This is a genomic window from Pseudarthrobacter sp. GA104, assembly GCF_009741265.1.
Lineage (GTDB): Bacteria > Actinomycetota > Actinomycetes > Actinomycetales > Micrococcaceae > Arthrobacter.
The window spans coordinates 4,530,670-4,543,869 of record NZ_WOWL01000001.1; the positions used below are offsets into that span (position 1 = coordinate 4,530,670).

The following is a 13,200-nucleotide window of genomic DNA, read 5'->3' on the forward strand; positions in this document are numbered from 1 at the left end:
GAACGGTGCTGAATCGTTGCCCCTCAGCCTACCCACTGGGGCCGATTCCATGTTTCCCGAAAGTTCGTGTTAGAGTTTTTCTCGCTGCTTCGGAGAAACGCGAAACGCTGAAAGGCGGAAACGTTCCCCGAATACCACCTGCGCGGGTGGCGGAATGGCAGACGCGCTAGCTTGAGGTGCTAGTCCTCGAAAGGGGGTGGGGGTTCAAGTCCCCCTCCGCGCACACAGGGAAAACCCCGGATTCCATCCCAGGAATCCGGGGTTTTTTGTGTCTCCAGCCAGGCCTTCACCACGAACCGCTTTTTGTCGTTCATGATTGGCGGCATGGGGAAGGGATTTTCCGGACGGGCCACGTTCTTAGCCGCGCTCATAGGAGTGGCGGGAGTCGCTGGCGGGGTCTGGTTACTCTGGGCCAACTTTTGCCTCTGGACCTGCACCATATTCCAGAGCACCGCCTTCGACTGGGGCCTGGCCCTGACGGTGCTCTCCTTTCTGCTGCTGGTGGCTTCCCAGGTTTTCGCGGTGGGTGCGATCCGCAGACGCGACGGGAAGCCGTGGGCGGTCGCGGCCCTCTGCCTGGCCGGCGCACCTGTGGCATGTGGGCTGGTGGGGGCTCCGTTGGCCTACTTCGCCCTTGGATTCTGATGGCCTATGCCGGTTGCCTTCAAGGAAGCGGCTCTGACGCCTTCTTCTGTCCGTCCCAACGCTTGGGCAGGACTCAGTGACGGCAGCCGGCCAGGATGCCGGCGAGGGCGTCGTGCTCGGCCTGGGTGACCCACAGCTGGTACTTGGCCTTGACGGCGGTTTGACGCACTACGTACTCACAGCGGAAGGCCTTGTTTGGCGGCAGCCACGAGGCAGCATCCTTGTCTCCCTTCGCACCGTTGGTGCCGCCGTCCGACGCCATCAGGTTAAGGGGGTCGTTGGCGAACTGCTTCCGCTGTTCCGTTCCAAGCTGCCGGGCCCCCTTCTGCCAGGCGTCGCTCAGCGGAACGAGGTGGTCGATCTGGACGGCGGAGCTGGTCCCGTCGCCACGGACGAAGTTTATGGTGGTTCCGGTGTACTTATCGGCCAGAACGCCTGAGGCCACCACACAGTCGTGCGTTCCGGGCTTGAACGTCTCAGCTTCAAGGTCGCGGGCGAGGATGTCGTTGCGGGTGTCGCAGCCGTTTCGGTCGACGTCGGCCCACGCCGGACCGAACTCTTCCCGGGTGTATCCCGTCCTCGGTGCGCGGCCTTTCACCGGAATCGTTTCCAGCTGCGAGAGCGCAGCAGCGGCTGCATCCCCCTCGTAAGCCGGATCGGCTCCAGGACCTCCGGGAGGTTCAGCAGCGGCTTCCGGACTTCCTGCCAGGACTTCGGCAATTTCGCTTCCTGCCCGTGCTGCCGCTTCACAGCCGGCGAGCGCGCCTGCCAGCAGGAGGCCGGTGAGGACGGCAGATGTGGTGGCGGCGGACCTGTTGATCGTTGTTTCCTTCGAATAATTGGGGTTCCCTCCACGCTACCCGGACTGTCATACGGCCCAGGGCAGGCTTGGGCATTGTGCCGGTCACACCGCCCTGCCCATGGCAGGGCAGGTGGGAACGGTGCAGTATGAGCTCATGGAGGAACGTCCGACGGCGGTCGCCGGCAATGGCCACATCGTCCTGCTGGGCGATTCCATCTTTGACAACGGCGCCTATGTCGGTGGCGGGCCTGCAGTCATCGCCCAGCTGAGGCAGGAACTTCAGGGATGGCAGTGCACGCTCCTGGCGGTCGACGGCGACGTGCTTCCCGGCGTTTCCCGGCAACTGGCTGCACTGCCGTCCGACGCAACCCATCTGGTGGTAAGTGCGGGCGGCAACGACGCCCTGGGCTATGCGCCACTGCTGCAGGAGCGTGCGCCCTCCGTCGGTGATGCGCTCGCGTTGCTTGGTAAAGCCCGGGAAAGATTTGCAGCGGACTATGAGGAAATGGTGGATCAGGTCGAAGCGGCCGGCCTGCCGTATGCGGTATGCACTATTTATGACACTCCCCCGTCAGCGCCCGGCAGGAATGTCATCGAGGCGGCACTGTGCCTCTTCAACGATGCCATCGCCAGGACCGCGTTTTCCCGCGGTGCTGCCCTTATCGACCTCCGGCTCATCTGCAGCGAGGACGCGGACTACGCAAATGCGATCGAACCGTCATCACACGGCGGACGGAAGATCGCCCGGGCCATCGCATCCTTCACGGCGGCAGCGAATCGGGAGGCCGCCTCAATCGTGATCGTGCGCTGAGAGCGGCGGCCGGCCTGCCCCGCGCCTGGGTGTCCGCCGTCAGTGCACCCGCAGCCTGCGGGGCCTGTGGCGCCTGGTCCGTTCCTCCGGCCGGGAGTCGTGCACGGCCGGGCGGTACCTGACCCACCGTTTCCCTGACCGCCTGGCTCTCCGCTCCTGACGCCGGGCCTTCCGTTCCGGGCGGTCTATCCGGGACAGGATCGCGAACGTTCCCGTCATCCAGAGGAACGCCACTGCAAGAACCAACGCAATCTCGATGTCAGCGCCCATAACCCATCTTAGGACTTTGCCGCCCCGTGGAGGAGCCCCAAACGGACCGGTTCACCTGCCCGCCAGCGCTACAGCAGACCCAGCCCGCCGACCGCGGCAAGGACATCCGGCACAGTGACTCCCAGCAGTGCAGGGTCGGGCTGGTCGGCAAAAGTGTCCCCCCGCCGCAGCTCCGCACGGGTCAGGACAACGTGCGGTCCTGGCGGTGGCCCCCAGATCTCGGGCGGGGCTGGTCCAAAAAGCACCACCGACGGCGTGCCATAAGCCGACGCGAGATGTGCAGCGCCGGTGTCAGCTGAGATCACCAGGCGCGCGGCAGCGATGGTTGCAGCGAACTCCCCCAGTCCAAGCCGCCCGGCCAGCACCGCTCCATCCGGGAGGCCCGCACGCCGGCAGACGTCAACCGCCCTGTCCCGTTCCCCGCTGCCCCCGGTGAAGACAACGTTGTGTCCTGCCGCATCCAGCGCTGCGGCAACAGCAGCGAAGCGATCAGCGGGCCAGAGCCGGCTGCCATAGGCGGCGCCGACATGAAGGACCGTCGCATCGGGAACCGGGCTGGGTACATGCGGTGTGTTCAAGCCCACGTCCAAGGGGTCGGCGTCGATCCCGTGCCATTCCAGGAGCCGTACCCACCGTTCCCGCTCGTGCAGTTCTGCACGCCAGGGCGGCCCGTCCCTGTGCCCGCTGCGGTGGCCGATGGTCTGCCGCGCCTTGAGGGCTTCGATGCGCCCTTGGCTTTCCGGGCCGCTGCCGTGCAGGTTCACTGCCACGTCAACGACGCCCGCTTCCAGGGCCAGCGGCTCGTCCAGGCCGTGGGTGGGCAGCAGCTCGTAGCCGCCGACCAGCCCCAGGGCCTCCGAGAGCCAGCCCTGGGCCGCGTACCGCAGCCGGTGTCGGGGGAACGTGCGGCGAAGGGCCTTCAGGGCAGGCACCGCAACCAGCAAGTCCCCGAGCTTCAAGGCCCGCAGGACAAGAAGCTCCGGCTTCCTGTCTACGCGGATGTCCGGGCCCGTCTCCGTGGAAACGTCCGTGCCGCTCATGCGTCCACTTTCGTCAACTCGGTGGCTGCCAGGCTGCGTACATCCTCGTGCACCTCCCGCACCGCAACACCGGCCACCGCCGAGTCATCGTGCGGGCACCGCGGCGCCGTCCAGCCAACCTGGGTGATGTCTATCCCGCAAGTGGGGCAGGCGGTCACCCAGGAGGCGTGGATGCGGTGGAGGCTCCTGCCCAGCGCTCCGGCATTTATGACGTTGCCCGCCCAGAAGATCCCCACCGTCGGAACCCCAAGCGCCTGGGCAAGGTGCCGCGGTCCGCTGTCATTCCCCACCACTACGGCGGCGCGGACCATCAGTGCCACGAGCCCGCCCATGTCAAGGTCCCCGGCGAATGAATGGACGTGGGCGGCGGCTGCCTGCTCCACAACCTGTTCGGCAAGGGCGCGTTCGCTCTCATCCCCGATGACCGCAACACGGAAGCCATCCGCGGCGCATGCTGCCGCAAGTTCAGCGAACCGGCCGGCGGGCCAGCGCCGTCGGGGATCAGTGGCGCCGGGATGCAGCACCACCCAAGGGCCGGCGCCGTCGTCGCGCATTACGGCGGCGGCGGAAGCGCCGCTGTCCGCCGGCGCCAGGCGGGCCTCCAGGTCAACGGGGAAAGCACCGGCCATGCCGGCCACCTCCAGCGCCCTGAGTGGTTCGTGCTGGTAGTAGACATAGGGAACGGTCCGCTCGAGACTGGCAGCGTCCGACGTCCGCGTGCCTACCGTGTGCCGGGCCCCCAGCCGAAGCAGGAACGGATTTGAGTACCGGCCACCGCCATGGAGCTGGACGGCCAGGTCGTACCGGCGTCCGCGCATGTCATCAAAGAACGCGTCCAGCTCCGCCGGGTCCTCCTCTCCCGGGCGGACGCCTTCAGCGTGTGGCAGCATGCACACCTCATCCACCGGGCTCTTGGTTGCGGCAAACAGCGCTTGGTGCACCGGAGTTCCCAGCAAGGTAAGGGTTGCGGCGGGGTAGGCTGCCTTGAGCGCGGCCATGGCGGGTATGGCGAAGATCACGTCGCCGAGCCCTCCGCCCCGCAACACTGCGATCCTTGACACGGACTCGAATTTCTCCAGGACAGGACCAACACCGGTACCCACCCGCGCCGAACCACCGAATTCCGCAGTGAGCTGCTCCACGTGCACCCCTTACCAGTAGTGCGGACTGCACCGTTTGCGGCGCCATCCGCTGCCATGCAGCCCCATTTCGCCGCTAACACCGCAGGCTGCCTCCTTTGAACCATTACCCAGGGGACGGTCAATATACTCCGGCTATTGGGGAATACCCGCATGATGCTGTACGTTTCATACGCGACAGGCGAACCAAAGAAAAGAGAAGCACCTAAAGTGGCAACCGATTACGATGAACTGCGCTCCGACGTCAAGGAATCGCAGGACAACTCTCTCGAGCAGCTCCAGTCAGCAAATGCTCCCGACGCACGCAGCGTTGTGCTGGAACTGGATGAGGCTGACGGGCTTGACGGCGCCGGCGTGCCCGGAGGCGAGTTCGTGGCCGAAGAGCTCGTGGTACAGGTCATCCCGCAGGCTGAAGACGAATTCACCTGCTACTCCTGCTTCCTGGTCCGTCACCGGTCCCAGATTGCGCGCCAGAAGGATGGCCACAGCTACTGCACCGAGTGCGAAGGCTAGTTAATACAGCCGACGTGGGGCTGCGGGAACGTCCGCAGTCCCGTCGATCCTGAGGCACGCCCGGCAGTCGGCGTGCCTTTCGGTTTTAAGCCTGCACCCAGCCAGCCCGGGTACCGTGGCGGCTATGGCTCACCACGACCCTGCCGGCGAGAGGCCCTGATGACGATGCCCGGAGACCCCTGGGATACATTACTGGCAGCATTCAGCCGCGCAGATCCTCCCAACGTGACACTGACGGAACTGGCACTGGCGGTGATGACAGCTGCCGCCTTGTCAGTGCCCCGCCGCTCCTGGCGGTACTTCGGCCTGCTGGCCACGGCCACGCACGAGATGGGGCACGCTGTTGCTGCGGTGCTGAGCGGCCAGCGGCTGGCCGGGATCCGGCTCCTCCTTGACCACTCAGGCACCACCACCACGTACAGCCGCAGCAGGCTCGCCACCGCCTGGTCATGTTTTTGGGGGTACCCCGTACCGGCACTGGTGGGGGCGGCGTTCGTGTGGTGCGGCTTCAACGGGTGGGGACCGGCGGCAATCGCAGGCGGCGCCGTGGCCCTGGCTGCCTCGCTGGTGTTCCTCCGGAACCTCGCCGGCGTCCTTATCACTTCGGCCGCAATTGCCATCACCCTGGCCCTGATCCTCTTTGTGCCGGCTGCCTTTGTTGGCCACGTGGCTGTCATCCTGGGCCTGGCACTGCTGGTGGCTGCCGTGCGCGACCTCATCAAGCTCGCCCATGTGCACCTGCGCCGCCGGGACCGGCTGGCCAGTTCCGACGCATACCTGCTCTGGCGTGCCACGTCCGTTCCCTCCGGCGTCTGGATCCTTCTGTTCGCGGCCCTGGTTGCCGGCTCGTGGCTGTGGGCCTGGCAGCCGATCTCCACTGTCCTGCCCGCGGAGCATAGGGTGTTCCCATGACCCAGGAAACGGACACCACGCAGCAGGCGGAAAAGGCACATGCTTTGGGAAAGAGCGCAGAACACAGCACCCGCGGCGCCTACGTCACAGGTGGAGCGGAGTTCAACCGCGACACCAACTACATTGAGGACCGCATCACGAGGGACGCAACTCCGGGTCCGAACGGCGAACCGGGCTGGCCGGTGGAAGCTGGACGCTACCGGCTGATCGCGGCGCGTGCCTGCCCCTGGGCCAACAGGACCGTCATCGTCAGGCGCCTGCTTGGCCTCGAAGACGCCATTTCACTGGGACAGCCGGGTCCCACCCACGATGCCCGTTCGTGGACCTTTGACCTCGATCCAGGCGGGACGGACCCCGTCCTCGGTATCGAACGGATCCAGGACGCCTACTTCAAGAGGTTCCCGGACTATCCCCGCGGCATCACCGTTCCCGCGATCGTGGACGTTGCCAGCGGTGCGGTGGTGACCAACAACTTTCCGCAGATCACGCTGGATTTTTCCACCGAGTGGACCGAGTTTCACCGCGCAGGGGCGCCGGACCTGTACCCGGAGCATCTTCGCGAAGAAATCGACCAGGTCAATAAACGCGTCTTCACCGAGGTCAACAACGGTGTTTACCGCTGCGGTTTCGCGGGATCCCAGCAAGCCTACGACTCCGCCTACGCCCGGCTGTGGACAGCCCTGGACTGGCTCGAAGACCGGCTCTCGGGGCAGCGCTACCTGGTGGGTGACACCATCACTGAAGCCGACGTGCGGCTGTTCACCACACTTGCCCGGTTCGATCCCGTCTATCACGGCCACTTCAAGTGCAACCGGCAAAAACTCAGCGAGATGCCAGCCCTGTGGGGCTACGCACGGGACCTGTTCCAGACTCCCGGCTTCGGCGACACCATCGATTTTGTCCAGATCAAGCAGCACTATTACATCGTCCATGAGGACATCAACCCCACGGGCATAGTCCCCGCAGGGCCGGATCTGAGGGGCTGGCTGGAGCCCCATGGCCGGGAAGCGCTGGGGGGCCGCCCCTTCGGGGACGGGACACCGCCCGGGCCTGTAAGGACAGGGGAAGAGGTCATCCCCGGGCACGGGGCGGACGCCGAAGGGCAGTAAGCGTTTTCTGGATAAGCTGGGTGCCATGCATAGACATCACGGCTTCGTAGCGTCCGGTTTCAACAACGTCCTGGAACTGTTCAATACATTCCTGCGCGAGGATCCGCAGTACAGCGCACAGCTGGCCGTCTACAGGGACGGGGTCCCGGTCGTGGAACTGTCGGGCGGGCCGGACATGGCGCCGGACACCTTGACGGGGGCGTACTCCTGTTCGAAGGGAGTGGCTGCCATGGTCATTGCGCTACTGGTTCAGGACGGTCTGCTCGACCTCGACCGGACCGTAGCGCACTACTGGCCGGAATTCGGCGTGCATGGCAAGGAGCGCCTCCTGGTCCGAGAGGCTTTGTCGCACCAGGCCGGGCTCATGGGCATCGAGGGCGGCTTCGGGCTGGACGAGTTCACCACCCCTGCCGCCGCGGCCCGGCTGGCGCGGGCTGTTCCAACCTGGCAGCCCGGCCGGCAGTTTGGCTACCACGCGCTCACCATCGGGATCATCATGGAAGAGCTGTGCCGGCGCACAGCCGGGGAAACCCTGCAGGAGATCTATGAAGGGCGAATCAGGAGCCCGTACGGTATCGACTTTTTCCTTGGGCTGCCTGAGGAACAGGAGTACCGTTACCGCGACGTCCTCTATGCGGCCGGACCGGTGGAGCCCTGGCTCGATCCGCTCAGCCTCGAGGGCCTGAACAGCAACGCCCCGGTCAGCACCATCATGGAGCTTCCCAATATCCGGCCGGTCCGGGCCTCGGGGATGTCCGCGGCAGGCGGCGTGGGAGCAGCCTCGGGCCTGGCCCGCCTCTACGCGGCAGCCACCACCGGAATCCAGGGCGGCGAACCGTTCCTCACCGCAGCCACCGTCGAGCAGATGTCGCAGGAACAGGTGTGGGGCCTTGACCGGTCCTCAGGCCTGGACAACGCGTTCGCCGTCGTGTTCATGAAGCCGCACCCGTCGCGGAACTTCGGGAGCCATCGCGCGTTCGGGCACGAGGGCGCCAACGCGGCGCTCGGGTTCGCGGATCCTGCCTACGGCCTGGGCTTCGGTTACATTCCGCGGCGGCAGGAGGACGGAAGAACGCCCGGCCGTGCCCACCGGCTGGCGGCAGAGGTGCGCCGTTCAGCGGCAGATCTGTCCTGAACCACACCCCGGGCACACTGTGCCCGCCTCCCTGACCAGCACCTTTGTAGGCAGCCGCCGGGGCGCCGTAGGGTGGTACGAATGCGCCAGTCTCAAGCACGCCCGGATGCCAGGTGGGCCAGGGGGACCCTTTTTCTCAAACAGGCGGTGTCCGGCCTGTCGTCGGCCTTTGCCGCGCAGCGGCTGCAACTGGCGGCCAAGGCGGCTTTTGCAGCCGGACTGGCCTTCGCCATCGCCCCGCATCTGCCCGGAGCTGCTGCGAACTATCCCTACTATGCCCCCCTGGGTGCGCTGGTGGCGATGTACCACAACGTTGCCGGCTCGGTACGGCAGGGCCTCGAGGCCCTTGCCGGACTCGCAGTGGGCATCGGCCTGGCGTATGTGCTGGTTACCGTCACGGATCCGTCGCCGCTCGCCGTCGCGCTGATCATGGGAATAGGCGTCCTGCTTGGGGGCCTGCCGGGAATCGGTTCGGGCAGTGACTGGATTCCGACGGCGGCGCTGCTGGTTTTGCTCGTGGGCGGCAGTAATCCGGACGACTTTTCGTTCGGTTACCTCCTGCAGATGGGCTTTGGAGTCGCCGTTGGGATCGGCGTCAACTTCCTGATCTTTCCGCCGCTGCACCTGAACGCCGCCGCGGCCAGCCTGGATGAGCTCCGCCAAGCCCTTGGCCGCCAGCTCACCGACATGGGGGCGGCCCTAAAGGAAGAATGGCCGCCCAAACACGAGGACTGGTCAAGCCGTTCAGACGAACTGGCGGCGGCGGCCCGCTCAGTCCGGCACCTGGTCAAGGAGGCTGACGCAAGCCGGCGGGCCAATCCGAGGCGCAAACTGCACCCCCGCGACGTCGATCTTGATTACCGGAACCTGCGCGAACTGGAGAGGGTGACCTTCCACATCCAGGACATCACCGACGTGCTTTCGGACGTGATCTGGGAGAGCGAGGCACCCTACAGCGTTCCCCTGCAGGACACCGGCCCGCTGGCCGATGCTTTGTCAGCCACCGGCAACCTTCTCCGCTCGTTCAGCGACGACGACACCTCCGCGCAGGACGGCCATTTCGGGGCGGCAAAGGAGGCGGTGGAAGCCTGCATGGCTGCCACCGCCGGAAGGGATGCGGAGCAGGGAATGGTCCCCGCGTCCGAATCGGTCCTGCTGAGCCTCCACCGCATCCTGCGCGCTGTCCGGACACGCGACTAGAGGGCGCTGACCGAACCGCTGAAGTGGCGGCGCCCCGACCTGGGATTCCATGCCACGAAACTGGAACGCGTCCGCGCGCCGGAGTCCCCTTCTTCGGTATTGATCTCTAGGGCAACCATGCCGGGAAGAAACACCGGGGAGTCAAAATCCACATCCCACGTGAAGGAATCGCCACGGGACGGGCCGACGTCGGCGAGCGCCCTGGCCGCCAGGTACATGCCGTGGGCTATGGACCGCCGCATCCCCAAAGCCCTGGCGGAAAGCACGCTTAGGTGTATGGGATTGAAGTCACCCGATACCGCCGCGTAAGCCCGGCCGGTGTCAACACCAAGCTGCCAGATAGCGGTGGGGTTCGGCGCCTTGAATTCCGCCCGGGCGGAGGCCGGGGACGGTTTGTCGATCCCCGGCAGGAAGACTCCCTTGGCCAGGTAGGTGGACACCCCCCGCCAGGAGGCCTCGGGTGCCCCTGACAACCGCACATCCGCCACCACATCCACCACCGTCCCCGCACGGTGACCCCGGAGATTTTCCACCCTGGCGGAGACGTCCAGGCTGTCGGTGAAGAGTACCGGGGAACGCTGTTGCACGCTGTTCCGAAGGTGGATCATGCCGAGCAGGGGCAAAGGGAAGTCGTCCCTGTTCAGCACGCTCATGGCCAGCGGAAAGGCGAGTGCGTGGATGAACCCGGCAGGCAGCACGTCGCTGGCCGTCTCGCCGATCAGGTGCTGGTACGCGGTGAGCGTGGCAACGTCCACGCTGACCCCGCGCACTTCATGGCTTTCGGCCGGCAGGACGGATCCATCCTGGCTGCCCAGCAGCCGGCGGCGTGCGGCCTGGGCAGCGGCGTTGACGTAGAGCTTGGACAGCGAGGGCATCTCCCCCAGGATGACCGGCTGGGCGGGCATCATGCCCCCACCATGTTCTGCCCGCAGACCCGGAGCACCTCGCCGTTGATGCCGGCCGCTGCATCACTGGCAAGGAAGGACACGGCTTCGGCAACATCCAATGGCAGGCCGCCCTGCTGCAGGGAGTTCAGCCGCCGGCCGATCTCGCGGAGGGCAAACGGGATCCTGGCGGTCATCTCGGTTTCTATGAACCCCGGGGCCACCGCATTGATGCTGCCGCCGAGCGCGGCCATGTGCGGAGCGGTGGCCCTGACCATTCCCATCACCCCGGCCTTGGACGCCGCATAGTTGGTTTGCCCCCGGTTGCCGGCAATGCCGCTGGTTGAAGCAACTGACACTATGCGCGGCGATTCCCGGAAGTGCTTTGAGGAAAGGAGAGCCTCGTTGATGCGGAGTTGCGCGGCTATGTTGATGCTGATGACCGAGTTCCACCGGGGCTGGTCCATGTTGGCCAGCAGTTTGTCCCGGGTGATCCCGGCGTTGTGGACCATGATGTCCAGGCGTCCGTGGCGCTGCGCGGCGTGCTCAACAATGCGTTGTCCAGCGTCCTCCCTGCTGATGTCCAGTTGGAGCGCGGTCCCCCGCACCTCGTTCGCAACCGCCGCCAGCTGGTCGCCGGCCGCGGGGACGTCCACGAGGACCAGGGTTGCGCCGTCGCGGTGCAGGGTGCGGGCGATAGCCGCTCCGATGCCGCGTGCCGCTCCGGTCACCACCGCGATCTTGCCGGCCAGCGGCTTGTCCGGGTCCCCGGCAAGTTCTCCGGACGTGCCGGACACGGTCACAAACTGCCCGTCCACGAATGCCGAACGGCCGGAGAGGAAGAATCGGAGGGCTGCCAGGGCGCTGGGGCTGGTCGGCTCGATACCGTCCCTCAGGATGATGCCGTTGCCCGTGGCGCCGCCCCGGAGTTCCTTGGCCAGCGAGCGGAGGAACCCGTCAACCCCCTGCCTGGCAGCGGCAGCTGCAGGCGAATCGGCGTCCGACGCCGGCCGGGAGACCGTGACGACGCGTCCGCCGGCGGCAAGGTCCCGCAGGGAAGCCGCTGCCGGGAGAATCGGCTTCTCGAGGTCCTCGGGGTGCGCCACTTCATCCAGCACCAGGATGATGGCACCGAGTTTTTCGCGCGGTACGGCGTGCCGCCGGACATCAAGGTCCCAGGAAAGCAGTTCCGCGGACAGGGCATCGGCACCCGCCGTGCTTCCCTGGACCAGGATGGGGCCGTTGATCAAGGGCTGCCCGGGCTCGTAGCGGCGAAGGACCGCGGGCTGGGGCAGGCCGAGCTTCTTGGCCACATTCCTGCCCGGGCCCTGGTTAACCAGTTGTGCGTACTTGTCTGTCACCGGAACCTCCTACAGTGATTCGAGAACAGCGACGACGCCCATGCCGCCGGCCGCGCAGACCGAGACCAGTCCGCGCGCGGGCCGGCCGGCGGTGCTGCCCGTGGCATGCAGCTGCTTGGCCAACGAAGCCACGATCCGGCCGCCGGTGGCGGCGAAGGGATGGCCGGCAGCCAGCGAAGACCCGTTTACGTTCAGGCGCGACCGGTCAATGCTGCCGAAGGCGCCCTGCAAGCCAAGGCGGGTACGGCCGAACTCCTCGTCCTCCCAGGCCGCCAGGGTGCCGAGGACCGTGGCTGCGAATGCCTCGTGGATTTCGAAGAAGTCAATGTCCGCCAGTGTGAGGCCCTGGCGGGCCAGCAGCCGGGGCACGGCGAACACGGGGGCCATCAGCAGGCCGTCCTTGCCATGGACAAAGTCCACGGCCGCGGCTTCCGCATCCACCACGGCAGCGAGCTTGGGCAGGTCGCGGGCGTCTGCCCAGGCCTCGGAAGCCAGCAGGACCGTGGACGCCCCGTCGGTGAGGGGCGTGGAGTTGCCGGCAGTCATGGTGGCCGCAGCACCGAGGTTCTTGCCGAAGACCGGCTTCAGGGTAGAGAGCTTTTCGAGCGAGGTGTCTGCACGGAGGTTGCCGTCCCGCACCAGTCCCCGGTAGGGCGTGACAAGGTCATCGAAGAACCCTGACTCGTAGGCGGCGGCGAGGTTCCTGTGGCTGTTGTAGGCCAGTTCGTCCTGGGACTCGCGGGAGATCTTCCACTGCGCCGTGGTCAGGGCCTGGTGCTCGCCCATCGAAAGTCCGGTCCGGGGCTCGGCAGTGCCGGGTGCCAGCGGGGCGAGATCCTTCGGCCGCAGCCGCCCGAGTACCTGCAGGCGCTGCGTAAGGGTCTTGGCCCGGTTGAGGTCCAGGATCACCTCGCGGAGGCCCTCGCTGACCACGATCGGAGCATCGGACGCCGAATCCACCCCGCCGGCGATGGCGGAATCGATCTGGCCCAGCTTGATCTTGTTGGCCAGGCCCACCACGGTCTCCAGCCCGGTGGCGCACGCCTGCTGCAGGTCATAGGCAGGGGTCTCGGCGGAGAGGGCGGAACCCAGGACCGCTTCGCGGGTGAGGTTGAAATCCCGGGAGTGCTTGAGGACGGCGCCTGCGGCCACTTCGCCGATGCGCTCGTCCTGGAGGCCGAAGCGGGCGATCAGGCCGTCAAGGGCGGCGGTCAGCATGTCCAGGTTGGAGGATTTTGCATAGGACCCGCCGGCGCGGGCAAACGGGATCCGGTTCCCGCCGACGATCACGGCCCGGCGCGTGGCAGGGGTGCCTGCCGTGCGGGTGTTTGGGTCTTCGGGTCCGGTGCTGGACTGTCCGTCAATGGACATGGGTTCTC

At 66.4% G+C, this 13,200-nt stretch carries 13 protein-coding genes and 1 tRNA gene; 8 read left to right on the forward strand and 6 right to left on the reverse strand.

From position 1 onward, the window contains the following. Positions 1 to 140: 140 nt before the first annotated feature. Positions 141 to 223, forward strand: a tRNA-Leu gene (locus GK109_RS20800). Between the two features lie 101 nt (positions 224 to 324). Continuing rightward, entirely contained in the window at positions 325 to 645 is a 321-nt protein-coding gene (locus GK109_RS20805; protein ID WP_157242323.1) for a hypothetical protein, read from the forward strand. A 73-nt stretch (positions 646 to 718) separates the two neighbouring features. Here GK109_RS20805 and GK109_RS20810 read toward each other — a convergent pair whose 3' ends face one another. After that, entirely contained in the window at positions 719 to 1,243 is a 525-nt protein-coding gene (locus GK109_RS20810; protein WP_323057159.1) for an HNH endonuclease family protein, read from the reverse strand. Between the two features lie 358 nt (positions 1,244 to 1,601). Between GK109_RS20810 and GK109_RS20815 the strand changes: the two genes are divergently transcribed. Beyond that, positions 1,602 to 2,258, forward strand: coding sequence for an SGNH/GDSL hydrolase family protein (locus tag GK109_RS20815; protein ID WP_157243200.1), 657 nt, complete (start codon positions 1,602 to 1,604; stop codon positions 2,256 to 2,258). Positions 2,259 to 2,596: 338 nt separating this feature from the next. Here GK109_RS20815 and GK109_RS20820 read toward each other — a convergent pair whose 3' ends face one another. Together GK109_RS20820 and GK109_RS20825 are read right to left on the reverse strand one after the other, a co-directional pair. Then, positions 2,597 to 3,568, reverse strand: coding sequence for a glycosyltransferase family 9 protein (locus tag GK109_RS20820; RefSeq protein WP_157242325.1), 972 nt, complete (start codon positions 3,566 to 3,568; stop codon positions 2,597 to 2,599). Then, positions 3,565 to 4,710, reverse strand: a complete 1,146-nt coding sequence (locus tag GK109_RS20825) for a glycosyltransferase family 9 protein (protein ID WP_370460732.1) — start codon at positions 4,708 to 4,710, stop codon at positions 3,565 to 3,567. The genes GK109_RS20820 and GK109_RS20825 overlap by 4 nt, the downstream gene beginning before the upstream one ends. Positions 4,711 to 4,917: 207 nt before the next feature. Between GK109_RS20825 and GK109_RS20830 the strand changes: the two genes are divergently transcribed. The 5 genes from GK109_RS20830 to GK109_RS20850 all read left to right on the forward strand — a co-directional run bounded on the left by GK109_RS20830 (position 4,918) and on the right by GK109_RS20850 (position 9,576). Continuing rightward, positions 4,918 to 5,220 (forward strand): DUF4193 domain-containing protein, encoded by a 303-nt coding sequence (locus GK109_RS20830; protein ID WP_066275770.1) that lies wholly within the window; start codon positions 4,918 to 4,920, stop codon positions 5,218 to 5,220. 159 nt (positions 5,221 to 5,379) lie between these two features. Then, positions 5,380 to 6,132, forward strand: coding sequence for a M50 family metallopeptidase (locus GK109_RS20835; protein WP_157242326.1), 753 nt, complete (start codon positions 5,380 to 5,382; stop codon positions 6,130 to 6,132). Next, positions 6,129 to 7,241: a glutathione S-transferase family protein gene (locus GK109_RS20840; protein ID WP_157242327.1), complete on the forward strand. Its 1,113-nt coding sequence runs from the start codon at positions 6,129 to 6,131 to the stop codon at positions 7,239 to 7,241. Before GK109_RS20835 ends, GK109_RS20840 begins: the two co-directional genes overlap by 4 nt. Positions 7,242 to 7,266: 25 nt before the next feature. After that, entirely contained in the window at positions 7,267 to 8,376 is a 1,110-nt protein-coding gene (locus GK109_RS20845; protein ID WP_157242328.1) for a serine hydrolase domain-containing protein, read from the forward strand. Positions 8,377 to 8,523: 147 nt separating this feature from the next. Next, positions 8,524 to 9,576 carry an FUSC family protein gene (locus GK109_RS20850; RefSeq protein ID WP_323057211.1) on the forward strand — a complete coding sequence of 351 codons (1,053 nt, stop codon included), beginning with the start codon at positions 8,524 to 8,526 and terminating at the stop codon, positions 9,574 to 9,576. Here GK109_RS20850 and GK109_RS20855 read toward each other — a convergent pair. The 3 genes from GK109_RS20855 to GK109_RS20865 are packed head-to-tail and all read right to left on the reverse strand — an operon-like array spanning position 9,573 to position 13,192. Beyond that, complete coding sequence (locus tag GK109_RS20855; protein WP_157242329.1) at positions 9,573 to 10,484, reverse strand: MaoC/PaaZ C-terminal domain-containing protein; 912 nt, start codon at positions 10,482 to 10,484, stop codon at positions 9,573 to 9,575. The two genes, GK109_RS20850 and GK109_RS20855, sit on opposite strands and share 4 nt — an antisense overlap. Beyond that, complete coding sequence (locus GK109_RS20860; protein WP_370460733.1) at positions 10,481 to 11,821, reverse strand: 3-oxoacyl-ACP reductase; 1,341 nt, start codon at positions 11,819 to 11,821, stop codon at positions 10,481 to 10,483. Before GK109_RS20860 ends, GK109_RS20855 begins: the two co-directional genes overlap by 4 nt. A gap of 9 nt (positions 11,822 to 11,830) precedes the next feature. Then, complete coding sequence (locus GK109_RS20865; protein WP_157242330.1) at positions 11,831 to 13,192, reverse strand: acetyl-CoA C-acetyltransferase; 1,362 nt, start codon at positions 13,190 to 13,192, stop codon at positions 11,831 to 11,833. Positions 13,193 to 13,200: the final 8 nt, after the last annotated feature.

Excerpts from the sequence above, each read along its gene's own strand:
- GK109_RS20805 (WP_157242323.1), top strand. The coding sequence starts at position 325 with ATGGGGAAGGGATTTTCCGGACGGGCCACGTTCTTAGCCGCGCTCATA.
- GK109_RS20815 (WP_157243200.1), top strand. The coding sequence starts at position 1,602 with ATGGAGGAACGTCCGACGGCGGTCGCCGGCAATGGCCACATCGTCCTG.
- GK109_RS20820 (WP_157242325.1), bottom strand. The coding sequence starts at position 3,568 with ATGAGCGGCACGGACGTTTCCACGGAGACGGGCCCGGACATCCGCGTA.
- GK109_RS20835 (WP_157242326.1), top strand. The coding sequence starts at position 5,380 with ATGACGATGCCCGGAGACCCCTGGGATACATTACTGGCAGCATTCAGC.
- GK109_RS20840 (WP_157242327.1), top strand. The coding sequence starts at position 6,129 with ATGACCCAGGAAACGGACACCACGCAGCAGGCGGAAAAGGCACATGCT.
- GK109_RS20845 (WP_157242328.1), top strand. The coding sequence starts at position 7,267 with ATGCATAGACATCACGGCTTCGTAGCGTCCGGTTTCAACAACGTCCTG.
- GK109_RS20855 (WP_157242329.1), bottom strand. The coding sequence starts at position 10,484 with ATGATGCCCGCCCAGCCGGTCATCCTGGGGGAGATGCCCTCGCTGTCC.
- GK109_RS20865 (WP_157242330.1), bottom strand. The coding sequence starts at position 13,192 with ATGTCCATTGACGGACAGTCCAGCACCGGACCCGAAGACCCAAACACC.